Origin of the sequence: Pseudoalteromonas sp. RW-H-Ap-1 (assembly GCF_048318575.1) — a bacterium.
GTDB lineage: Bacteria > Pseudomonadota > Gammaproteobacteria > Enterobacterales > Alteromonadaceae > Pseudoalteromonas.
The window spans coordinates 929,348-953,345 of the sequence record NZ_CP166996.1; the positions used below are offsets into that span (position 1 = coordinate 929,348).

The following is a 23,998-nucleotide window of genomic DNA, read 5'->3' on the forward strand; positions in this document are numbered from 1 at the left end:
AATGAAGCAAACAGGATTTACACTCATTGAAATGATGATATCTCTATTTATAGGGGGATTAATTTTGGGTGGGGTAATGTTTACTTATATCGGTATGAAAGTAACCACCAAAGACACAATGACTATAGGCGAGTTACAAGAGTCAGGCCGCTTAGCTATAAATATTATGCAACGAGATATTGAGCAAGTTAGTTTTTGGGGAACATTTTATGATGATTCATTTACCGCTGCAAACACATCATCACTGTCAAACCCTACCAATGACTGCTTTGAAGGAGCTAACAATGGCAGTTTTCCAGATTTAACGAGTAGTAGTAACTTTAGATCTTTATACGCTAAAACTGCGGCAAGTTCGAATGAGCTCAACTGTGTAAAAAACCCAATTAAAGGGACTGATATTTTACAGGTTAAGTTTTTACAAGGTAATCAACTAGACGTTGATGCCGCAGGTGTTAACGAAACGCAAAGCGATGAGAATTATTTTATTGCTGAACAAGAAAATGCACGCTTTGAGCGAGGTATTGTTGACCCTACTAGCGTAAATATCAATGCGACGGTATGGCCGTATAGCCATCACAGCTATTATATTTCAGAGCAAACTTATACGGTAAATAATAAGAACCTTACTGTACCCGCACTAATGCGAAAGCGTTTAGTAGGCGGGTCTATAAACACTGAAACTATAATGGAAGGCGTGGAAAATATGCGTTTTATTTTTGGTTTAGATACTACCAGCGATAGTCGCGTTGATACCTATAAAAGCATCAATGATATGAATGCCAGCGATTGGGAAAACCGTAAAGGTATTTTAACAGTACAAGTTTTTTTATTGATCAGAGCATTGCAGCCAGATCCAGGCCTTAAAATTAAGAACCAAACGTACGTATTAGGGGAAGATGCTAATAGTCGCTCTCTCACTTTTTCAGATAATTTCAGGCGAACCGTTTTCACTACGACTATTCGTTTAAATAATGTGGGAGCAAATTTATGGCGTATTTAATTCATATGAAAAAGAAACAACAGGGCGTTGTACTTATTACTGCACTTATTATGGTCATAGCAGTGACAGGAATTGCGGTTACTTTAATGAGTAGTAGTAGTATTGATATTAAAATTACTAATGCAGCCCAAGAGCGTGAAGTTGCAGAAAATCAACTAATTGGTGAAGTACAACGTGTCATAGCTGATGAGGTTAGTAAAGGGGCTGCTAATCAGTTCTTTTTAACCCCTGAAGAAGTATCAGATAACGGTGTTGTTATGGCTGAACGTGATGATATGAAAAGCAATATGATTAACTTAAACAATGGTGTACTTGATTTAGAATGCCCTCGTCGTTTTAATTTTACTGCTGGCATTTCATGCAACATGGTGCAAGTTTCTACAACCATAGACTACGGCTCTAAAAGTAAACACCAACTAACAATTGTTACCGGCGTAGCCCAAGAGATGGCTAGCATAAGTAAGGGGTTTTAAGATGAAACTTACACTCAACAGAATGCTCATGCCTATATTTGCAATATTAATTGGCATGTCAGCTCATGCTGAAGATATAGAGTTGTATGTTAACCACAATGTGGAGACAGATGAAAAGCCACGCGTAATTATGATTTTTGATACATCTGGAAGTATGGCTTGGGATGTAAACGATGGAGAAAGATGTTACAAAAGAAATAGGAACGGCTTTTACGAAAGTGAATGCTTCGAAAGTAAAGACAGCTATAGTGCATACCAGCAGTGTTATAAATCTGTAAATGGTTATGCGCAAGCTATCTGTCAAGACAGTCGTTTACGAGTTGCACAAAATGCGATTACGCAATTAGTGAACGATAACGATGATATTGAATTTGGTTTAATGCGTTTTAATGGCAGTAGTGGCGGTTATGTACTCGCCAGAGTAGGTGCTGACAAGTCAACGTTGCTCAATAAGATTGATGAGTTACCTGCTAGTGGGGCAACCCCATTAACTGAAACATTATGGGAAGCGTATTTATATATAACAGGCCAAGATGTTTACTATGGCGATAACACTAATGATCGAGATTTTACCGCAGAGTCATCAGGAGTTTATAAATCACCCTTTGCCCCAGTAGCGGGGGAGCCATTACGCTGTGACAATAGTATCAACATTATTTTAATGACAGATGGAGATCCTACCAACGACGCTAATAGAAATAATGACATATTTAACCTTCACGATGACTATTTTTCTGAAAATGCGCCTGTTGTCAGCAATAGTTATTTGGCAGCGCTGGCAAAAATTATCCATGGTACAGATGATGTAAAGGTTGATTTGTATAGCAAAACCAATAATGTACTAGATATTGGTCGTGTATTTCCTATTGGCTTTGGTACAGGTATGAGTAACTCAGGTAAAAACTTACTTACTGAGACTGCAGACTATGGCGGCGGGCAATATTTACATGCCAATACTGCAGCACAACTGTCAGACGCACTTAAAAATACGATTTCTCGTATTCGTGAAGTAAACGATAGCTTTTCATCGCCATCAGTGGCCAGTAATAATGTAGACCAAACTCGCAGTCGAGACGCTATTTATTTCGCAATGTTTTATCCTGAAACAGGGGCGCGCTGGCGTGGTAACCTCAAAAAGTTAAAAGTTTCAGGCAGTCAGATTGTTGATGCAACTAACAAGCTTGCTCTTAATAGCGACGGTTTAATTTCAAAAGATGCAAAAACATTTTGGCTACCTGCGGGCCAACCTGCTGATGGTAATGCGGTTGCACAAGGTGGCGTAAACCATTATCTAAGCACGGTAGATCCACTAGCTCGTAATTTATTCACTGAAAATCAAGGCTCTATTGTTAGTTTTGATACTTCGGTTGTCAGCGACATTCTTAGCGGTATTGTTGATAATCCGCTAGCTTTATCAAGCCAAGATGTTAATTGGGCTAGAGGAGTCGACGTTGATGATGAGGATAAAGATGGCTCTTCGCAAGATCAACGCTCTGATATTTTTGGCGACCCGTTACATTCCAAGCCTATTGCTATCGACTATGGCAATGATGATATACGAATTCTTATAGGGACAAATGCTGGGTTTTTACATATGTTTAAAGATGCCGGCGAGACTGTAAGTGAAAGCTGGGCGTTTATACCTTCAGCATTATTCGACATTATTAAACCACTAAGAAATAAACAAGCAGATAGCAAGGTATATGGCATGGATGGCCCTATCAGTGTTTACTTTAGTAATAAGAGTTTAAATAGCGATGGTTTAAATGACGGTATTATAGATGCTAGTAAAGGAGATGCTGTTTGGGCTTTTGCTGGTATGCGTCGTGGTGGTAAGAATTACTACGGCTTAGATATTACAAATCCGAACCAGCCAAAGCGCCTTTGGAGCAAACCAATTGAAGGCGGAAAAGGCGACTTTACGGAATTAGCACAAACATGGTCAAAACCGCAAATAGCTTATATTAAAGCTTTTGGTAATAAACCTTTACTCGTATTTGGTGCAGGTTACGATACAAATAAAGATGCGGCTATAAGAGCAGAGGATTCACGCGGTCGGGGCATTTATATAGTTGAAGCAAAAACTGGCAGTTTAGTATGGGCGTTAACCCCGGATAGTAATGGCTTTAAAGGTAAACATAGTATTGCCGCTGATTTAACTACGCTTGATTCAGATTATGACGGCTATATTGACCGAATTTATGCCTCAGATACCGGTGGTAATATTTGGCGAATTGATATGCCAGGAGAAGATAGCAGCGAGTTTAGTCATTTCAAACTTGCAGAGCTTGGTAGCAATCAAAATACTCAAGATAGGCGCTTCTTTTATAAACCTTTGATTGCGCGTACTTTATTTAGTAAAGTAACGGAGACGATCATCAATGGTGATAAAGTTATTACCCGTTTAGATACTCCTTATGATGCTGTTGTTATCGGCAGCGGTAATCGTTCAAAACCAACGAATACAAATGAGCAAGATCAACTGTTTATGATCCGTGATGAAAATACGCTGACACGCTCATTTAAAACCAATGCGCCTGCGGCAATTAAACCCTCTGACTTAATGATTATGAACGATGATCCGTTTGGTAATACTCTAGGTGACATAGATGGTTTTAATCTTGTTGAAGCTGAGTTGGCAAAAAAGAAAGGGTGGCGCTACGAATTAGCTAAAGGTGAAAAATCATTGGCCGCTGCTACCGTTGTTGGCGGAGTTGCTTATTTTACCTCTTTCACGCCAGCATCTGATGCCGTTGTAGAGAATCAATGTTCTTTAAGCGGAGGCGGTGGTGCGCTTTATGCGTTTCATTTGCATTACGGTACAAAGGTGTATGATCAGCTCAAATTTGTAACCAGTTACGATGTGCCCGATACACCACAGCTTTATTTCGGTGCAACTAACTCTTGTACCGATTCGAATGGTGATGGAAAGTGTGATGATAATCCAGAAGAAGACGTTATCGAAGAAAGTCAGTTTTTCTTGATTGGCCCTGGGATAAAAGGTGAGCAAGCCGAAAATCCTCTTAAACCGGTAGAAGTTACAGGACCTGGTTTAAAAGTGGTTGATGGTAAAATTCAGCTGGTTAATGATAAGGAGCCCATTGGTTTTGGCTTTAAAACGCAGCAAACATATATTTATAAGCGTGAAGAAAACGACGAGATAAACAATTAAGGGCTGTATATGAATAAGACACAACAAGGATTCACATTAATTGAGTTAATGATCACAGTAGCGATTGTTGGCATCATTGCCGCAATTGCACTGCCGAATTACAGTGAGTATGTAAAAAGAGCATCACGCGCAGAAGCTGCATCTGCGCTGTTAGATGCGGCAAATAAGCAAGAGCAATACTTTGTAGATAACCGAGTTTATTCAACTTCGTTTAGTGACTTAGGTATTCAAAGTAAAACTGAAAACGGGCATTTTGAGTTAGCAATAAATGTGGTTAATAGTAATGAATTTACAATTACAGCGAAACCCATCGCTGGAGCTGTTAAAGGGGATGCTGATTGTACTGAATTGTCTATTAATGATTTAGGCTTAAAAGGGGCTAAAGGCAGCAAAGGTAAATCAGATATAACCTATTGCTGGGGTAGATGATGCTAATTAATCTTACTCTGAATTGTATACCTATCTCAAGCAGCTATTTTTAGCGCTAATTGCGTTGAATTTACTTGCAATAGTCCAGCTATTGACGCGAAACCCGGCTTTTTACACTGTAAACCCCCTAACTAGAATTCAGGTTAGTTATTTTTGCATCTATTTGTGGACTTTATTCTTATGCGACCTGTTTGACTTATAGATAGAGCAAGCCCTTCAAGGTTTGCTTTTTCACTATTAGGGCAATAGATAAAAGTACCATTTTGAAAGCCATTTAAAGAGCCGTCGGGTCTAAAAGTTATTGCAGTTCGGGGGTATTCTAAGCTATCAGAGGGATGGGTATGTTCAAAGGTACTAATAAGACGTTCGTCATTATCCAAAGATGTTGACTTGTCATGATCGGTAAAAAGTGACACACCCGTGTGCCACTCACCATCTAAACATTGTTTATCTTTCAAAACGCACAGTGTTACGTAGTTGCCATGCTCTATAGCATAAAGACGTGCTAAATTAATATTTCGGTGTAATAGACTAACCTGATTATCTGCGCGATTGAGCGCCAAGAAGTCAGGAGCAAACCACAAAGAGAGTTGACTCAGTATTGCAATAACTAAAATGGTTACTAGTAATTCTACTAATGTAACGCCATCGTTTTTGTGAACACTTATAATTAACTTCATCCCTGAAGCCTTACATTTAACAGTCCATTATATTAGTTTAGTAAATAATCAAAAAACGACAAAGTATGAAATAGCTTTTAGCTGCAAGTTTGAGTTGTATCACCTATATAAAAAGCAGTCCCTGATTGAGACAGTGTTAACCCTTTATTGTTTTCATTAGTACCATTAGGACAAAAAATAAAATTTCCAGGTTTAGTGGTAATACGACCGCTCGTGTTAAACCGTATTCGTCTATCTCCAGCTGTGAATGTTACCTTATCATTAAGGTTAATTTTTTCCATAGCGCGAATTAAGCTGTCAGATGAAGAATTATATTGACCATCATTATCTGCATCAATAAAGGTAATAATAACTTTATTACGATCCCACCTTGCTCGACATTGCATACTATCATCATTATTTTTAACCTCCGAATGCTGAGCTGCACAAATAACCACGATTTCATCAGTACTAGCTGCTTGTGATCGCGCAAAACTAATATTACGCTTTAGCTCCAATAAAAAGTTTTCGCCTCGGTTTTCTTCCAGCATATCGCTACTATTCCATATTGCAATACTTGCTATTATCGCAACAATAGCAACGGTAACCATTAACTCTAATAGAGTAAATCCTGTATGCTTGGTTTTCATATAAATCTCATTAACTCGGTGATGTTGAAAGGTCAACAGACCCTAGTATAGTTATTTTTATTAAAATAATCATACCATGATTATTTTTCACCTGTGCTATTCAATCACTTTGTTTGCTATGAACCTCATGATTGTCTAAAATCGAGGCAACTGAGGCTTTCAAAAGTAACTAATATGAAAAAAATAGAAGCAATCATTAAACCGTTTAAGCTCGACGATGTGCGCGAAGCACTATCTGATGTTGGCATTACGGGTATGACAGTAAGTGAAGTCAAAGGGTTTGGGCGTCAAAAAGGTCACACCGAGCTATACCGTGGCGCAGAGTATATGGTTGATTTCTTACCAAAAGTAAAGTTAGATATTGTGCTTGGTGATGAAGATGTTGAACGCGCTATTGATGTGATTGTTAAAACCGCACAAACAGGCAAAATTGGTGATGGTAAAATATTTGTCACTGAGGTGGAGCGTGTTGTTCGTATTCGTACTGCAGAAGAAGATGAAGACGCGATATAACCGTAGTCTTGAGTAAAAAAGGCGCTACTTTTATTTGAAAGTAGCGCCTTTTTCGTATTATTTATTTCTACTGTTAAATTTGCGCGTTTGCGCTGCATTGTCACTTAATTCAGTTAATCCAAGCTTATCGTAGCTTTTTTCCATCATGGCTAGTGCCGCATCTAAGTAGCTGCTTTGTGAGTAGTGCTCTACCACAAACTTACCGCGATTCGCAGCTGCTAAATAGGCTTCACGTTCGTAGTAGTAAGTCGCAACTTTTAGCTCATAACGTGCCATGCGATTTAATAGCCACACTAAACGACGTTTTGCTTCTGGCGCATAGTCACTTTCTGGAAAACGTTTAACTAAGGTTGATAGGTCGGTATAAGCTACACGGGTACGTTTAGCGTCTCTGTCGGCTCTATCTACACCAAAGTACTCTTGGAAAGCATTTTTATCCGCTTTAATATTAACCAAGCCACGCATGTAGTACATGTAATCTAGATCTTTGTGGTTTGGGTTTAAGCGAATAAAACGGTCAATGGTAGCAAGTGCCTGCTCTGTATTACCTGATTGGTAATGTGCGTACACTAAATCCATTTGTACTTGCTTTGAAAACGGGCCAAACGGGTAGCGAGAATCAATTGCCGCTAACAGTTCAATTGCACGTGCGTATAAACCAGAATCAAGCGTTTGTTTTGCATCTTCGTATAGCGCTTGTGCTGATCTGTTTGGTACTCGTTGAATGTCTTCTTGGTCAGGTGCAGACGAACAAGCCCCTAAACTAAGCACTGAAACTGAAAAAACAATGGCGAATGCACGTTTCCCTATTTTATTTATCATTTTATTTGTTACCTTCGATGTCTTCGGCTAGGCCAAGTGGGTAAAACCGAGTAAACTATGCGTATTATGTTATGCTTTTATTAAAAGCGATTCTAACCCAGTCAAGCAAAGCTTGCACTGGTAAATTGGGTAAAGTTACTAATGTCAGAGCAAATATCTCTCCAAGCCGAGGTCCCAACAGACTTAGGTGGTAAACGTCTAGACCAAGTATTAGCACAATTGTTCCCTGATTATTCACGATCACGGATAAAAACGTGGATTTTAGATGATAAAATCACCGTTGACGGCGAAATTTTCAACACCCCGCGTGAAAAATTACTCGGTGGTGAAGTTGTGGCTGTTGAAACAACAATAGAAGCACCTCGTGAATACGAAGCACAAGATATCAAATTAAACATCGTTTATGAAGACGATGATATTTTAGTTATCAATAAACCAATGGGATTAGTGGTTCATCCGGGCGCAGGCAATCCTGACGGTACTGTGTTAAATGCGTTACTTCATCATTTTCCAGACATTATTAACGTGCCACGCGCGGGTATAGTTCATCGTCTTGATAAAGACACAACCGGTTTAATGGTTGTTGCGAAAACGATTCAGGCACAAACTCACCTGGTGAAAGCCTTACAAAAGCGCGAAAATTTCACACGTGAATATGAAGCGTTATGTAATGGTACTATGACTGCCGGTGGTATGGTTGAAAAAGCGATTGGCCGTCATCCAACTCAACGTACGCACATGGCTGTTCATGAAATGGGTAAACCAGCGATTACGCATTACCGTGTGGCAGAAAAGTTCCGAGCTCATACTCGTTTGCGTTTACGCCTTGAGACCGGACGTACACACCAAATTCGCGTGCATATGGCGTACTTAAACCACCCACTAATTGGCGATCAGTCTTATGGCGGCCGTCCTCGTCCACCAAAAGGAGCAACCCCTGAGCTGTTTGAGTTACTGCGTAGCTTTAAGCGTCAAGCGCTGCATGCTGTTAAATTAAGCATTGCTCATCCAATTACCGGTGAAATGATGACCTGGCAAGCACCTATCCCTGATGATATGGTCCAGATGACACAAGCACTGCGCGAAGATACAAAAGCAAATCCAGACATAGCTAGTTAATTATGTCCGGCTTATCAGCTACATGGCAACCTATTCAGGGTGTAGGCACATTGAGTACTACACGGGATGGAGGCGTATCAAAGCCTCCATTTGATAGTTTGAATTTAGGGCTACATGTAGGTGATAACCGCCAAGATGTTATAAAAAATCGAGCGCATGTAAATACCCACCTGCCTAACCCTGCTGTTTGGTTAAATCAGGTTCATAGCGCTGATGTAATTAGAGTGGATGAAGCGTTTGACGCTAATCAAACTCTGACGGGAGATGCGCTTTATACGCAGTTAAGCAATCAACCTTTAGCTATAATGACCGCTGACTGTTTACCTATTTTACTTACCTCAAGCGATGGCCAAGAAGTGGCTGCAATTCACGCCGGTTGGCGAGGATTAGTGCAAGGAATTATTAATAATACAGTTAGTTGTTTTAAATATGAGCCAGCGAATTTACATGCGTGGTTAGGTCCTGCAATAGGAGCTAACCGATTTGAAGTCGGTCAAGAGGTTGTTGCAATATTTACAGCCAATAATCCAGCTTTGCATGATGCGTTTAAACTTCAAAATAGCGAGAAATATTTAGCTGATATTTATCACATTGCGCACATTTTGCTAAATCAACGGGGTGTTGTGAATATTAGCGGTGGTGAATACTGCACGTTCTCTCAAAATAATCAGTTTTTTTCTTATCGACGTGACGGCCTAACCGGTCGTATGGCAAGTTTGATTTGGCGCAAGTAAATTACCATTAAGTGATTATTTTTCCCTCAATACCTTGAACAAATCCGTTAACATACCCATTTATAAAGTAATTCGTTTTTTTATAGGTAAACCCCCATGCGTTTAGATAGATTTACAAGTAAATTTCAGTCTGCGCTTTCAGATGCGCAATCATTAGCGCTAGGTCGCGACCACCAATTTATTGAACCCGTTCACCTTATGTATGCTTTATTAAAGCAAAGCGGCTCAAGTGTGCGCGCTTTGTTTGCACAAATGGGCATTAGCATTGACGAGCTCAATACCAAACTATCTCAAGAGATAGAAAAGTTATTTAAAGTGGAAGGTGTTGGTGGCGATGTGCAATTGTCAAACAACATGGTTTCACTTATTAATCTGTGTGACAAGTATGCCCAAAAACGCAAAGATAAATATATCTCAAGCGAACTGTTTGTATTAGTTGCATGTGAAGATAAAGGGCCGCTTGGCAGTGTATTTAAAGCACTTAATATCACCGCTAACAAAGCTGAAACTGCCATAGAAGCAATTCGCGGTGGTCAAAAAGTTGATGATCCTAATGCTGAAGAAACTCGTCAAGCACTTGAAAAGTACACTATTGATTTAACTGAGCGGGCAGAGCAAGGTAAGCTTGATCCTGTAATCGGCCGTGATGATGAAATTCGTCGCACCATCCAAGTATTACAACGTCGCACCAAAAACAATCCTGTGTTAATTGGTGAGCCTGGGGTGGGTAAAACCGCGATTGCCGAAGGGCTTGCGCAACGTATTATTAATGGTGAAGTACCAGAGGGTTTAAAAAATAAACGTGTACTCTCGCTGGATTTGGGTGCATTAGTTGCGGGAGCCAAATACCGCGGTGAGTTTGAAGAGCGTTTAAAATCAGTTTTAAATGAATTGGCCAAAGAAGAAGGCCAAGTGATTTTGTTTATTGATGAAATTCATACCATTGTTGGCGCAGGTAAAAGTGATGGCGCTATGGATGCGGGTAACATGTTAAAACCTGCACTAGCACGTGGTGAACTTCATTGCGTAGGCGCAACGACCTTAGATGAATATCGTAAATACATTGAAAAAGATGCTGCACTTGAGCGCCGTTTCCAAAAAGTATTAATTGAAGAGCCATCGGTTGAAGATACTATCGCTATATTACGTGGTCTAAAAGAGCGTTACGAATTACATCACTCAGTGGAAATCACCGATCCGGCAATTGTTGCTGCAGCGCAGTTATCACATCGCTATATTAGTGATCGCCAATTACCTGATAAAGCAATAGATTTAATTGACGAAGCGGGCTCTTCCATTCGACTGCAAATTGATTCAAAACCTGAAGCCTTAGATAAGTTAGAGCGCCGTATCATTCAATTAAAAATTGAAGATAACGCCCTGGCTAAAGAGAAAGACGAGGCGAGTCAAAAGCGCCGTGCAGAAATGGTTGAGCTGATCACTGAGCTTGAAGTGCAATACCGTGAACTTGATGAAGTATGGAATGCCGAAAAAGCCTCTTTGCAAGGGACCCAAGTTATTAAAGCCGAGCTTGAACAAGCACGACTTGATTTAGAAGTAGCCCGCAGAGCAAGCGATTTACAGCGTATGTCAGAACTTCAATATGGTCGTATCCCCGAGCTTGAGCGTAAGCTTGATTTAGCATCACAAGCCGAAATGCAAGAAATGAGCTTACTTAAAAACCAAGTGGGCGAGGACGAAATTGCCGAAATTCTATCACGGTGGACCGGTATTCCGGTGGCACGTATGCTTCAAGGTGAGCGTGAAAAACTATTGCAAATGGAAGCGCAATTACACAATAAAGTGATAGGGCAAGATGAAGCGGTAGTTGCGGTGGCTAATGCCATTCGTCGTTCTCGTGCAGGGCTTGCTGATCCGAATCGTCCAATTGGCTCGTTCTTATTTTTAGGACCGACAGGGGTTGGTAAAACAGAGCTTACCAAAGCACTAGCAGGTTATATGTTTGATACCGAAAGTGCCATGGTGCGTATAGATATGTCTGAGTTTATGGAAAAACACTCAGTGGCGCGTTTAGTCGGTGCGCCTCCAGGTTATGTAGGTTACGAAGAAGGCGGTTATTTAACAGAAGCTGTTCGTCGTAAACCTTATTCGGTTATTTTGCTTGATGAAATAGAAAAAGCGCATCCTGATGTGTTTAATATTTTATTACAAGTTCTTGATGATGGTCGTTTAACAGATGGTCAAGGCCGTACTGTTGATTTTAAAAATACGGTTATCATTATGACCTCTAACTTAGGTTCAGACATTATCCAAGAGCAATCTGGGAGTAATGACTATGACGAGCTGAAAAACAAAGTGATGGGTGTACTGCATAATGAATTCAGACCCGAGTTTATTAACCGTATTGATGAAACAGTAGTGTTCCACTCGCTTGCACATAGCCATATTAAAGAAATCGCAGATATACAGTTAAGTAAATTGCGTGAACGATTAACTGAGATGGGTTATTTACTTGAATTGACAGATGCTGCGCTTGAGCGGATTGCTGCTAGTGGTTTTGACCCGGTTTATGGCGCTCGCCCACTTAAGCGTGCAATACAACAAACCATTGAAAATCCGTTAGCACAAAAGCTGCTTAATAATGATTTTCAACCAGGCTGCATCATTGTTATTGATGCAAGTAGTGAGGGCTTAGAGTTTACTAGCCGATAATCTGAGCACAGTAAAAAGCCGCTGAAAACAGCGGCTTTTTTGTTTTTGATTCAAGTGGGTGGATTAAACTTTAAAGGTAAGCAGTAAATCATTTACTTTTCGTGAGCCTTCCACCAATTTAGCAGCGCCATGCGCTACGCTATAACTGAGCTGTAAATTGTCATCTCCTAAGCCTTTAATTTTTTCAACATTGCTGCCAATATCTCTACTTACCACCTGTTGTTGCTCTGCGGCGGCTGAAATATCGGTAGCAAGTTGTGAAATTTCACTAATTTGAGTAAAAATACTATCCAGCTCTTGTTGTGTTTGCCCTGTGGTGTTCACACAGTCATCGGCTTGTTGTTTCGTGCTCTGCATGATTTTAGACCAGCTAAACAAAGTATCTTGAATCTCTTTAATTGAGCTGTGAATTTGAGCTGTGGCGTTTTGAGTACGTGAAGACAGTGCGCGTACTTCATCAGCGACCACCGCAAAACCTCGACCATGCTCACCAGCACGGGCAGCTTCAATTGCTGCGTTAAGTGCTAACAAATTGGTTTGCTCTGCAATGCCTTCTATTTCACTCATTACCTGACCAATTTTATCGGCCTCAGAGGCAAGTCCTGTGGCTGTGGTTGCCGCTTGCTCAACTTGCATGGCTAAGTCAGATACCATTTTGCTGTTATCGGCAATATGACTTTTTATATCAGAGCAGCTTTGATAAGTGATCCCCACTTTATCTGCGGTATTATTGGTATTATTAGAAATTTCACCAATGGTGGTGCTCATTTGTGACATCGCAGTGGCTATTTGCTCAAGCTGAGTTCCCTGAGAAGAAATTCCTTGCTCGGTTAGCGTCGATTGCTGATCTAAGCCTTGAGCAATAGTATTAAAACTCAAGGTTGAGTCTTTAACACGCCCTAGTACCGTTTTTAACTTGGCACAAAGCATTTGCTCTCGGTAATCACTAATACTGTGAGGGTGTGAGCCACTAAATACATAGCGAGATACTGAATCTGCCTGGCTTTTTTGCTGTTTTAGGGTCGCAGGTGTTGCTATTAGCTCATCATAATTTAAAGCTAAAATGATAATACACACCACCAAGTTAACCGCTGCAATTGCGATTGACCCCCAAATAGCGACACTAGCTAACCAAACTAAAACACCGGCTATGCTCAAGCTCTGTCTGAGTGAGGTGTGCTCACGCCAGCTAAATAGTGACTTATTTGCGTTAATTTTGGCATACAGTTTCTGCGCTCTGCGTTTTGCGCGTTGCGAGAGTTTTACACGCACAGACTGATAACCAATCAATTGGCCATGTTCGAAAATAGGTGTTACAAATGCATCGACCCAATAGTAACGGCCGTCTTTACATAAGTTTTTTACAGCCCCTCGCCACGAATGGCCTTGCTTTAAGGTGTCCCACATTTCTTTAAATGCCGCTTTAGGCATATCAGGGTGGCGAACTATATTGTGGTTTTTATTAATGAGTTCATCCATTTCATAGCCAGCAATACTGCAAAACTCATGATTAGCATAGGTAATAACACCTCGAAGATCGGTTGTTGAAACTAACTCTTGCTGCTCTTCAAAAGTGACTTCTTCATCTATCAAGCTTTGATTACGACGCATAGTAATCCTTTATCATCCTTTATTGGGGTGGCTATTGTAATTACTAAAACTAATGTACGTTAGTGATAAGTTTTAAATAGCGGTAGTAAGGCATTTTTTTTGATGTTTTTATGATCTTTATCAATTTTAAGGGTAATTGAATTTTTTAATTATGACAAACTTTTAACAAGAGATTCACCCTTTCGCATTGGGGGGAATAATACGTTGTTGGTAGGAGAGGATTGTGGCAAATAATATGTAAAAGAAATTGTATATTGCTGGTGGCAATGGCAAGATTATCTTTTATAGCGTGAAACAAAGCGTGTTTAAAATTCATTAAAAACTATATCTAATAAATTCATATAGTTTTTTCTTCATTTAATCTTGAGTAAAGGTAATTAGACCCCATAACCTTATGATTAAGCCACTTGGCTCGAGGAAACTTTTTTTGGCAACTTATAATTTAAAGAACACGCTCAACGCACTATCTAATGCAGATAATCAGCATGCTATTAAAGGTATTATGCGCGGTATTGAGAGAGAATCACTAAGAATTAAACCTGATGGTTCTATTTCTAAGCAAGTTCACCCAGAAGGGGTTGGCTGTGCACTTACCAACGGACATATCACGACTGACTTTTCTGAGTCTTTACTTGAGTTTATTACACCGGTTAGTGAGTCATCAACGCAAACGTTACAACAGCTAAAAGATTTACAAAAGTTCACCCTAGAACATATGGGCGATGAACTGTTGTGGCCAATTAGTATGCCGTGTTTTATAAATCATCAAGACGATATTGTATTAGCACAATTTGGCGATTCTAACGTTGGTAAAATGAAAACCTTATATCGTGAAGGTTTAAAGAACCGTTACGGCAGTATGATGCAAGCGATTGCCGGCGTGCACTTTAATATTTCTTTTCCAGAAACGTTATGGCAGTCACTATACTCATTAAAGCAAAGTAGCGCGAAGTTTGAAGATTTTATATCTGATGGGTACTTAGCATTAATTCGCAATTTTAAACGCGAGTTGTGGTTAATTAGTTATATGTTTGGTGCGTCACCGGCATTGTGTAGTTCATTTTTGCAAGGGCGTAAAAGTGATTTACCGTTTAAAAAGCTAGGTAAAGGTACTTTATATTTAGAAGTTGGCACGGCGCTTCGATTAGGTAATCTAGGTTATACCAACAGTGCACAGTCATCATTACGCGTAATGTATAACTCATTAGATGAATATGTAGCAGGGCTTAAAAAAGCCATAAATACGCCTTCAGATATTTATGGCAGTATTGACGACTACACCAGTGCAGAGCCAAAGCAATTAAATAAAAATATTCTACAAATAGAGAACGAGTTTTACTCGCCAATTCGCCCCAAGCGCAATGCTAAAAATGGCGAAACACCCACTGATGCTCTACTAAGAGCGGGTATAGAATATATTGAAATTCGTGCATTGGATGTTAACCCATTTAGTGAAGTTGGCATTGATTTAGAGCAAATACACTTCTTAGATGTATTTTTAACCTATTGTTTATTAAAAGACTCAGCGCCTATGGACTGGCAAGAGCAAGCGCGAAGCACTGAAAACCTTGATACAGTGGTAAACCAAGGCCGAGAAAAAGGCCTAATGCTTAATTTTAATAACGAGCAGCGCAGTCTTGAATCATGGGGCGATGAAATATTTAATCAGCTCGTTGATGTTGCTAAGTGGATGGATGGCGCGTACGGGGTTGATTATTACTCAAACACCATTAAGCGCATGGCAACGTGGGTGCAAAATCCTACATTAACTTATTCAGGACGTTATGTTGAGCAATTAAAAGCATCAGGGCTAGATAATGGTCATTATGCACTCTCACTTGCTCAAAAGTATAAACAAAGCCATGATATAGCCAGTTATACTGAATTCTCAAAGTCGTGGTTAGCGCAACAAGCGACAGAGTCTTACCAAGCTCAAAAAGCAATTGAGCAAGCTGATAATCAATCATTTACTGCATTTTTAGATACTTATTTCAGGGTCTGTTGACCTTTGTTGGTTACAATTTGTTCAAACTAGGAGCGGTTTAATCGCGGCGCGAGGTTTGTAACCTAGTGGGCTAAGTAAAAACCGAGCAACAAAGAGTAAATTGTTCCTAGGCATAACCCGAAGGGCAGCGCCTGTTTGGCATTGATGCTGCGTTATAGCCTATTTATGGGGAATAACCACACTACATAGGCTTTGCCTTGCCTAAATACCAAACAAACTGCTGCAAATTCAACCTTGAAAGGTCAACAGACCCTAGTAAGTAGTAGGCAAAAAAAACGCAGCTCATAGTAGCTGCGTAAATATTCTTTAGGGATGAAACAATGCTGTACTGCTGCATTCATAGATTCAGACCCACGCTTTTTTAAAAAGTTCAGTGAGATCTTAAAAAATGAAAAAAAATATTATTACTTTATCTCTAGTGCTTACTTTAGCGGGGTGTGCCACTGCGCCACCTAAGCAACCCGAAGATATTTGTAAAATCTTTGAAGAGAAATCTGACTGGTATTTTGATGCTAAAGACGCGCAAGATAAGTGGGGCTCTCCCAAACACGTATTAATGAGCATGATGTATCAAGAAAGTTCTTTTCGTCATGATGCTGCACCGCCTATGGAATACTTTTTATGGATAATTCCAACCGGCCGCGCAAGTGATGCCTATGGTTATTCTCAAGCTAAAACTCCAACTTGGTCTGATTATATTCGTGAAACAGGTAATAGTGGTGCTGATAGAGATGAATTTGAAGATGCGATCGATTTTATGGCGTGGTTTGTTTATAAAACTCACAAAGTTAATGGTGTTTCTAAATGGGATGCTTACGCACAGTATTTAAATTATCACGAAGGGTGGGGCGGTTATAAGCGAGGCACTTATCGTAAGAAAAAGTGGTTAATGAGCGTTGCCAATAAAGTAAAACATCGTGCAAGCCGTTATGGAGCACAGCTAAGACGCTGTGAGGATGATTTAGACAAAGGTTGGTTAGAGCGTTTATTCTTTTAACTAATCTAAACCCAGATTAATAAAAAAGGAGCCATTTGGCTCCTTTTTTGTTGGTTTATTTTTTACGTTTATTGGGCTGAATTTTAACTTGTTTAATCATGTTTTCTTTCACTTCAAGTACCTCAACCGGATAACCTGCAATACGAATGCTTAAGTTAGCATCAGGGATGTCTTCTAAGTACTCAACAATGAGGCCACTTAGCGTTTTAGGGCCATCTAATGGGAATTCCCAACCCATTTCTTTATTTAAGTCGCGCACGTTAGCACCACCATCAACAATATAAGAGCCATCATTTTGTGTGGTTACTTCTTCACTCGGTGTACGAGTTTGAGTAGTGGTGAAATCGCCCACAACCTCTTCAAGAATATCTTCTAGAGTAACTAAGCCTTGGATATCGCCATATTCATCAACAACAATACCAATTCGTTCTTTTGATAATTGGAACTTCAGTAGTTGGGTGTTAAGCGACGTTCCCTCAGGAATAAAGTAAATTTCACGTACAGCGCGCAGTAGCGAAGGTTTATCGAATTGCTCTTTAGTAAGAAGACGCAATGCATCACGAGAGTGAATAAATCCCACTGCATCATCTATATTGTCGCGATATAAAAGTACGCGAGTATGTTGAGCATGAGTCAGCTGTTTACTAATTATTTTCCAGTCATCGTTGATATCAATCGCCACAATTTCATTGCGGGGTATCATAATATCTTCAACGGTAACCTGTTCTAAATCTAAAATTGAGGTCAGCATACTTTGATGGCGCGCCGGGATCAAAGCCCCTGATTCATTAAGCACGGTTTTTAATTCTTCTTTACTCATGCTGTGCTCATCTATTTGTGCAGCACTAATACCAAATAAGCGTAATATGCCGTTGGTCATCCAGTTAACAACAACCACAAACGGGAAGAGTATTTTTAACAAACCTTTGAGTATCACAGAGCTGGGAAAAGCGACTCGCTCAGGATAGAGGGCAGCCAATGTTTTTGGCGTTACTTCAGCGAAAATTAGTACAACAAGTGTTAATGCACCTGTCGCTATGGCAATACCTAAATCGCCATACAAGCGTATACCAATAATGGTGGCTACCTGAGCTGCAGCAATATTAACCAGGTTATTACCAATGAGTATCAGACCTATCAACCTATCTGGTCGACTCAGTAATTTACTAACGCGTTTCGCAGCACGATGGTTCTCTTTAGCGAGGTGTCGCAAACGAATACGGTTGATTGACATGATTCCGGTTTCTGACCCGGAGAAGTAAGCAGAAAAAAGCACCAATAAGCCTAATATGATAAACAGGGTACTTGTCGATATGTCGTCCAACGATGGATCCTTTTTTTATAAACCAATGCGTATTAAGCTAGAGTGAGCTTTCAGAGTCAAGTTAAAACTTATTCAGGACCACTTCTTGTATAAAACGGCTACCAAAATAAGCGAGTGTGAGTGTAAAAGCAGCGATCATTATACTTACTACCACTACTTTTCCTCGCCAACCACGTTTTACATGGCCAACCGCAATTGTAGTGAAAATGGCCCAAGCAACTAAGGATAGGATTGTTTTGTGAATAAACTCTTTGGCAAACATGCCATCTAGAAATACAAATCCGGTAATAAGCGCCACACTTAATAATACGGTGCCTAAGTTTAATAACTGGTAAAGTTGGCGCTCCACTACCATTAGCGGCGGTAAGTGACTGTGAACTATCGCTAGGTCTTTTCGTTTTAAGCGCTTATCAATAAAGTAAAACTGTACGCCATACAAAGTGGCAATAATTAAAATGCAGTAGGCTAATAATGACAGTGATATATGCGCAACTAGTGCCAGCTCTACATTAATACTTTGTAATAGAACATGATGAGGGATAAATAAGCTAGAAATTGTTAATAGCGCAGCAAAACCATAAACTACAGGTAGTAGCAAGGTCGCGGGAAACTTCAAAGAAACGGTAGTAACACACAGCACGATAATCCAACATGTCAGTAATGCCACATTAACAATGCTTAAATCTTGTCCATCAGCTCTAAATACCGAATTTACTAAAAGCAGCATGTGCGCCAAAATAGCGACAGTACTGAGTATAATAGTAACTTTTTGGCTCGGGCCCTGATGATGAAACAACCGCGAAAGCACGTGAGACGTTGCTAACACATAAAATAAACTGGCAATAATAGTTAAACTAATAATCAGCATTTTGCTTTGGCCACTTAATTGAAGTCAAATAATTCGTGTTCGTTATGTGGCCATTGTATTTTATAGCAAAGCAAATGCATAGACCCTGTAAAAAGAAACTCAATAAGCAGCATTTCAGCACTGTATTGTATGCCACCATTTACGGTATACTATTTCTAATTGAATTTTAATAACATCGACCTTATTAATAGAGTTGATTTCAACGTCTTTTCGGAACCGTTACATGTTTGAGAACCTCCAAGAACGATTAGGTAAAACCCTAAAAAATATTAGTGGCCGTGGCCGCCTAACTGAAGACAACATTAAAGATACACTTCGTGAAGTACGAATGGCATTTTTAGAAGCCGATGTGGCGTTGCCTGTTGTTCGCGAGTTTGTAAAACAAGTTAAAGAACGCGCAGTGGGTATTGAAGTTACTAAAAGCTTAAGTCCTGGCCAAGTATTTATAAAAATTGTTCGTGAAGAACTTGAAAAGGCCATGGGTGAAGCTAATGAAGAGCTAAGCCTTAACGCGCAACCTCCGGCTGTTGTGATGATGGCGGGTCTTCAAGGTGCTGGTAAAACAACCAGTGTGGGTAAACTGGCTAAGTTTTTAAAAGAGCGCAAGAAAAAATCTGTGCTGGTAGTGAGTGCCGATGTATACCGTCCTGCGGCAATTAAGCAGTTAGAAACATTAGCAATAGAAGTAGATGTAGAATTTTTCCCAAGTGACATTTCACAAAAGCCAGTTGATATAGCACAAGCTGCTATTTCTCACGCGAAAAAGAAATTTATTGATGTGGTATTAGTCGATACTGCAGGTCGCTTGCATGTTGATAATGACATGATGGATGAAATCAAAGCGCTTCATGGTGCAATTAACCCAATCGAGACTTTATTCGTTGTTGATGCAATGACAGGTCAAGATGCTGCAAACACTGCAAAAGCATTTGATGAAGCTCTACCGCTTACCGGTGTGATTTTAACTAAAACAGACGGTGATGCCCGTGGTGGTGCTGCGTTATCTATTCGTCATATTACCGGGAAACCTATTAAGTTTATGGGTGTTGGTGAGCGTACTGATGCACTTGAACCTTTCCACCCTGATCGTATCGCCTCACGTATTTTAGGCATGGGTGATGTACTTTCATTAATCGAAGAAGTCGAGATGAAAGTAGATAAAGAGCAGGCAGAAAAAGTAGCGAAAAAAGTATTTAAAGGTGATGGTTTTACACTGGATGATTTTGCTGATCAATTAAAGCAGATGAAAAATATGGGCGGCATGATGTCGATGCTTGATAAACTGCCAGGCATGCAAAACATCCCAGATGCAGTAAAAGGCCAAATGGGTGATAAAACCTTTATTCAAATGGAAGCGATTATTAGCTCTATGACGAAAAAAGAGCGTGCACGCCCTGAAATCATTAAAGGTTCGCGTAAAAAGCGCATTGCAGCTGGGTCGGGTACTCAAGTACAAGAGATCAATAAGCTGCTTAAGCAGTTTACCCAAATGCAAAAAATGATGAAAAAAATGAAAGGTAAAGGTGGCATGCAAAAAATGATGCGTGGCATGAAAGGGATGTTACCACCGGGAATGATGGGTGGCGGTGGCCCGAAATTTTAAGAATTTAAGCTTTAACATCTCCAATATGAGACAAAAAGTAATCAATAAAGAGGCAAAGTGCCTCTTTATTGTTGAATAAACTATGCACAGAATAGCTTGTTCACATACTTTTTCTTCTTGGATCACGGTTTAATCTACTAAACTGCCTTTTTGCATCACTTCTTACTTGCATTGTTGCTAAAAACTCGTACAATTCACCGGCTCCCCATACTGGGGAGTAAATCTTATTAATGAAAACAGTCAATCTATTTAGAGGACGGTATGGTAACTATTCGTTTGCAACGTGGTGGCGCTAAAAAACGCCCTTTCTATCAAATTGTGGTTGCGGATAGCCGTTTCTCGCGTGACGGTCGCTTCATCGAGAAAGTTGGTTTCTTTAACCCAATCGCTTCGGGTCAGGAAGAAAAACTTCGCTTAGATTTATCTCGTGTAGAACACTGGGTAGGTCAGGGCGCAGGTCTTTCAGATCGTGTAGCTAAATTAGTTAAAGACGCTCGTAAAGCGGCTTAATAGGCGTAAGTGTAACCATGAGTCAAGAGAACACCTCATCAATAATTGTCGTAGGAAAGCTCGGCGCCCCTTATGGTATAAAGGGCTGGCTTAAGGTACATTCATTTACTGATGATCCCGCAGGGATCTTCGATTTCAGCCCGTGGTTGATAGGGCAACAAGGTAAATGGCAGTCCTTAGAAGTGGTCGACTGGCGTCGCCACAACAAAGGCTTTATCGCTAAATTTGCGCAAGTAAACGACAGAGACGAAGCAATGGCTTATACCCATGCAGAAATCTCAATGGATGCAACGCAATTACCAGAACTCCCGCAAGGTGAGTTTTATTGGCGAGATCTCATTGGCATGTCGGTTATGACTGATAAAGGTTATAATCTTGGCATTGTTGATGACTTGATGGAGACAGGCTCAAATGACGTACTGGTTGTTAAAGCAAACAGTAAAGATGCATTTGGTCAATCGGAGCGTTTAATTCCTTTTTTAACTGACTCAGTTATAAAAGAGGTTAAATACGACGTGAAAGAAATTACCGTAGACTGGGATCCTGGGTTTTAATGACTCAAACTAGTTCATTATGGGTTGGGGTGATAAGCCTTTTTCCGGACATGTTTGATGCTATTACCCAACAAGGGGTTACTGGTCGCGCAGTAAAAAATGGACTAATCGATTTTAACTGCTGGAACCCACGAGACTACGCTTTAGACAAGCATAGAACCGTAGATGATCGTCCTTACGGGGGCGGACCCGGTATGTTAATGATGGTTAAACCATTAGAAAAAGCCATCCTTGATGCTAAAAAAGCGGCAGGCGATGGTGCTAAAGTAATTTATATGTCCCCACAAGGGCGCAAACTTGATCAGCAAGGAGCTAGCGAATTAGCTAACTCTGAAAAACTGATTTTGATTGCCGGTCGATATGAAGGTGTAGATGAGAGAATAATAGAGTCATACGTTGACGAAGAATGGTCAATTGGTGATTTTATTTTGAGTGGTGGTGAACTACCAGCCATGACACTAATTGATGCAGTAGCGCGATTAGTGCCAGGCGTGTTAGGACACAATCAATCAGCAGAGCAAGACTCATTTTCGGATGGCTTGCTAGATTGTCCTCACTATACACGACCAGAAACATTGGACGACAAACAGGTTCCTGCTGTATTACTCAGTGGTAATCACCAAGCGATAGCAAAATGGCGGCTTAAGCAGTCATTAGGCAGAACTTGGTTACGACGTCCTGACTTGTTGCATAACCTAGCTCTGACTGAGGAGCAAGCGGTATTACTCGCAGAATTTCAGCAAGAGTACCAAAAAGCTTGTGGCTAGAAGACAGTTACACCTAGGAAAGTGAGAAACATAATGGCAAAAGTAAACCAAAATATTATTAAAGCGCTTGAAGAAGAGCAGCTTAAAACAGACGTACCTGCATTTGGCCCTGGTGATACAGTGGTTGTACAGGTAAAAGTAAAAGAAGGTGCTAAAGAGCGTCTACAGGCCTTTGAAGGTGTTGTAATCGCTAAGCGTAATCGTGGTCTTCACTCAGCATTCACAGTTCGTAAAATTTCGAACGGTGAAGGTGTTGAGCGTGTATTCCAAACGCATAGCCCTCTTATCGATAGCGTAACAGTTAAGCGTCGCGGTGCAGTTCGTCGTGCTAAGCTTTACTATCTACGTGAGCGTTCTGGTAAATCTGCACGTATTAGAGAAAAACTTAACTAATACGCGCTGTTTATCAACGCAAAAAAACGGGTTGCAACCTTTGGGTTGCAACCCGTTTTGGTTTTAATGCTATTGCGATTTTTTAGCGCTATATTTAAAAACCAATACACATCTTCAAATCACAATATCTTCTTACTTCTTGCAAAAAATGATGTACAAAAATGAATGATAAAACGATAGTTACACACAACGGCAATTTTCACGCAGATGATGTTTTTAGTATCGCTGCGCTTAAAATTATTTTCCCTTCTTTTACCCTGATCCGCACACGCGATAATGCGATTATTAATGACGCCGATGTGGTTATTGATGTTGGCGGTCAATATGACCCACAAACTGACCGATTTGATCATCATCAGCGTGGCGGTGCTGGCGCTCGTGAAAATGGTATTCCTTTTTCGTCATTTGGCTTGGTGTGGAAAAAATATGGCTTAGCAATATGTGATGATAACCAAGATGTGGCGAATGCGGTGGATGCAGGGCTTGTATCAACTATTGATGCCATTGATTGTGGTCATGTTGAAGGGGTTGCTACAGGCATTAGCTTAAGCCAAACAATTTCTATGTTTAACCCAACATGGGAAGAGGAAAGTGATTTTGATGCTGCTTTTGATCAAGCGGTTGAATTTGCACACACTTTACTGATTCGTTTTGTAGCTTCTGCCCGAGGTGGTTTAAATGCTAAAAAGATTGTTGCTCAAGCAATAAAACAAGCTGATGATCCTCGATTAATCGTATTAGAGCGCTATACTCCGTGGAAAAAAACCGTACATAGTTTATCTGATGAGGCATTATTTGTCGTTTACCCATCTCATTCTGGCAAGTGGATAGTGCAAACAGTGCCTGCAGAATTAGGCTCTTTTGAAGATAGAAAGTCATTACCTGCACCATGGGCAGGATTATCAGACGATGAATTTCAAGCGGTAACTGGTATCGATGATGCTATGTTTTGTCACAATGGCTTATTTATCGCTGGCGCAGAATCATTCGACAGTATTATGTCGCTTGCGGCTATGGCATTAGAATACTAATAGTTCTCCTTAACCGCTCGCCGGTTACTTAATAAAAGTGGCTTTTGCCACTTTTTAAGATCCTCTACTTAACCTGAACCTACGTAAATTC

Annotated in this window: 22 protein-coding genes; 16 read left to right on the forward strand and 6 right to left on the reverse strand. The window is 40.2% G+C overall.

The features are described from left to right. The first annotated feature begins 1 nt into the window (after position 1). From AB8618_RS04360 to AB8618_RS04375, 4 genes are read left to right on the forward strand one after another with little or no spacing between them, the layout of a single operon-like run. Positions 2-1,000: a PilW family protein gene (locus tag AB8618_RS04360; RefSeq protein ID WP_413401457.1), complete on the forward strand. Its 999-nt coding sequence runs from the start codon at positions 2-4 to the stop codon at positions 998-1,000. Next, entirely contained in the window at positions 988-1,473 is a 486-nt protein-coding gene (locus tag AB8618_RS04365; RefSeq protein WP_413401459.1) for a pilus assembly protein PilX, read from the forward strand. Before AB8618_RS04360 ends, AB8618_RS04365 begins: the two co-directional genes overlap by 13 nt. 1 nt (position 1,474) lies before the next feature. Then, the gene (locus AB8618_RS04370; RefSeq protein WP_413401461.1) at positions 1,475-4,645 is read left to right on the forward strand and encodes a pilus assembly protein; all 3,171 of its coding nucleotides are present in this window, start codon (positions 1,475-1,477) and stop codon (positions 4,643-4,645) included. Positions 4,646-4,654: 9 nt separating this feature from the next. Next, on the forward strand, positions 4,655-5,074 hold the full coding sequence (locus tag AB8618_RS04375; RefSeq protein WP_409424976.1) for a type IV pilin protein: 420 nt from the start codon (positions 4,655-4,657) through the stop codon (positions 5,072-5,074). A 143-nt stretch (positions 5,075-5,217) separates the two neighbouring features. On the opposite strand, the gene AB8618_RS04380 is transcribed toward AB8618_RS04375, so the two are convergent. Together AB8618_RS04380 and AB8618_RS04385 are read right to left on the reverse strand one after the other, a co-directional pair. Next, complete coding sequence (locus AB8618_RS04380) at positions 5,218-5,754, reverse strand: GspH/FimT family pseudopilin (RefSeq protein ID WP_409424977.1); 537 nt, start codon at positions 5,752-5,754, stop codon at positions 5,218-5,220. A gap of 77 nt (positions 5,755-5,831) precedes the next feature. Further along, positions 5,832-6,383, reverse strand: a complete 552-nt coding sequence (locus tag AB8618_RS04385) for a GspH/FimT family pseudopilin (RefSeq protein WP_409424978.1) — start codon at positions 6,381-6,383, stop codon at positions 5,832-5,834. Positions 6,384-6,557: 174 nt separating this feature from the next. Between AB8618_RS04385 and AB8618_RS04390 the strand changes: the two genes are divergently transcribed. Further along, on the forward strand, positions 6,558-6,896 hold the full coding sequence (locus AB8618_RS04390) for a P-II family nitrogen regulator (RefSeq protein ID WP_008114445.1): 339 nt from the start codon (positions 6,558-6,560) through the stop codon (positions 6,894-6,896). Between the two features lie 57 nt (positions 6,897-6,953). Here the strand turns inward: AB8618_RS04390 and AB8618_RS04395 are convergent, their stop codons facing one another. Beyond that, on the reverse strand, positions 6,954-7,718 hold the full coding sequence (locus AB8618_RS04395) for an outer membrane protein assembly factor BamD (protein WP_413401464.1): 765 nt from the start codon (positions 7,716-7,718) through the stop codon (positions 6,954-6,956). A 141-nt stretch (positions 7,719-7,859) separates the two neighbouring features. On the opposite strand from AB8618_RS04395, the gene rluD reads away from it, so the two are divergent. The 3 genes from rluD (at position 7,860) to clpB (ending at position 12,244) form a co-directional block, all read left to right on the forward strand. After that, the gene (rluD, locus tag AB8618_RS04400) at positions 7,860-8,837 is read left to right on the forward strand and encodes a 23S rRNA pseudouridine(1911/1915/1917) synthase RluD (RefSeq protein ID WP_010391291.1); all 978 of its coding nucleotides are present in this window, start codon (positions 7,860-7,862) and stop codon (positions 8,835-8,837) included. A gap of 2 nt (positions 8,838-8,839) precedes the next feature. Continuing rightward, on the forward strand, positions 8,840-9,571 hold the full coding sequence (gene pgeF, locus AB8618_RS04405) for a peptidoglycan editing factor PgeF (RefSeq protein ID WP_409424982.1): 732 nt from the start codon (positions 8,840-8,842) through the stop codon (positions 9,569-9,571). A gap of 96 nt (positions 9,572-9,667) precedes the next feature. Continuing rightward, positions 9,668-12,244: an ATP-dependent chaperone ClpB gene (gene clpB, locus AB8618_RS04410; protein WP_413401466.1), complete on the forward strand. Its 2,577-nt coding sequence runs from the start codon at positions 9,668-9,670 to the stop codon at positions 12,242-12,244. 63 nt (positions 12,245-12,307) lie between these two features. Here the strand turns inward: clpB and AB8618_RS04415 are convergent, their stop codons facing one another. Further along, positions 12,308-13,855 carry a methyl-accepting chemotaxis protein gene (locus AB8618_RS04415; protein ID WP_413401468.1) on the reverse strand — a complete coding sequence of 516 codons (1,548 nt, stop codon included), beginning with the start codon at positions 13,853-13,855 and terminating at the stop codon, positions 12,308-12,310. Between the two features lie 394 nt (positions 13,856-14,249). Here AB8618_RS04415 and gshA point away from each other — a divergent pair, with 394 nt between their 5' ends. Together gshA and AB8618_RS04425 are read left to right on the forward strand one after the other, a co-directional pair. Beyond that, a complete protein-coding gene (gene gshA, locus AB8618_RS04420) occupies positions 14,250-15,860 on the forward strand; it encodes a glutamate--cysteine ligase (protein ID WP_418157336.1) in 1,611 nt (536 codons plus the stop codon). A gap of 388 nt (positions 15,861-16,248) precedes the next feature. Next, positions 16,249-16,857 (forward strand): hypothetical protein, encoded by a 609-nt coding sequence (locus AB8618_RS04425; RefSeq protein WP_008114460.1) that lies wholly within the window; start codon positions 16,249-16,251, stop codon positions 16,855-16,857. Positions 16,858-16,912: 55 nt separating this feature from the next. On the opposite strand, the gene AB8618_RS04430 is transcribed toward AB8618_RS04425, so the two are convergent. Then, positions 16,913-18,181, reverse strand: a complete 1,269-nt coding sequence (locus AB8618_RS04430; protein WP_013464491.1) for an HlyC/CorC family transporter — start codon at positions 18,179-18,181, stop codon at positions 16,913-16,915. Between the two features lie 61 nt (positions 18,182-18,242). Further along, positions 18,243-19,049, reverse strand: a complete 807-nt coding sequence (locus tag AB8618_RS04435; protein WP_138606286.1) for a cytochrome C assembly family protein — start codon at positions 19,047-19,049, stop codon at positions 18,243-18,245. Positions 19,050-19,272: 223 nt separating this feature from the next. Here AB8618_RS04435 and ffh point away from each other — a divergent pair, with 223 nt between their 5' ends. The 6 genes from ffh to AB8618_RS04465 all read left to right on the forward strand — a co-directional run bounded on the left by ffh (position 19,273) and on the right by AB8618_RS04465 (position 23,907). Then, the gene (ffh, locus tag AB8618_RS04440; RefSeq protein ID WP_413401473.1) at positions 19,273-20,652 is read left to right on the forward strand and encodes a signal recognition particle protein; all 1,380 of its coding nucleotides are present in this window, start codon (positions 19,273-19,275) and stop codon (positions 20,650-20,652) included. A 261-nt stretch (positions 20,653-20,913) separates the two neighbouring features. Next, the gene (gene rpsP / locus AB8618_RS04445; RefSeq protein ID WP_413401475.1) at positions 20,914-21,162 is read left to right on the forward strand and encodes a 30S ribosomal protein S16; all 249 of its coding nucleotides are present in this window, start codon (positions 20,914-20,916) and stop codon (positions 21,160-21,162) included. 17 nt (positions 21,163-21,179) lie between these two features. Beyond that, the gene (gene rimM / locus AB8618_RS04450; RefSeq protein WP_058403461.1) at positions 21,180-21,716 is read left to right on the forward strand and encodes a ribosome maturation factor RimM; all 537 of its coding nucleotides are present in this window, start codon (positions 21,180-21,182) and stop codon (positions 21,714-21,716) included. Further along, positions 21,716-22,483: a tRNA (guanosine(37)-N1)-methyltransferase TrmD gene (gene trmD / locus AB8618_RS04455; RefSeq protein WP_058551019.1), complete on the forward strand. Its 768-nt coding sequence runs from the start codon at positions 21,716-21,718 to the stop codon at positions 22,481-22,483. The genes rimM and trmD overlap by 1 nt, the downstream gene beginning before the upstream one ends. A gap of 33 nt (positions 22,484-22,516) precedes the next feature. Continuing rightward, positions 22,517-22,876 (forward strand): 50S ribosomal protein L19, encoded by a 360-nt coding sequence (gene rplS, locus AB8618_RS04460; protein WP_008132530.1) that lies wholly within the window; start codon positions 22,517-22,519, stop codon positions 22,874-22,876. A 161-nt stretch (positions 22,877-23,037) separates the two neighbouring features. Then, complete coding sequence (locus AB8618_RS04465) at positions 23,038-23,907, forward strand: MYG1 family protein (protein ID WP_413401478.1); 870 nt, start codon at positions 23,038-23,040, stop codon at positions 23,905-23,907. The last annotated feature ends 91 nt before the right edge of the window (positions 23,908-23,998 follow it).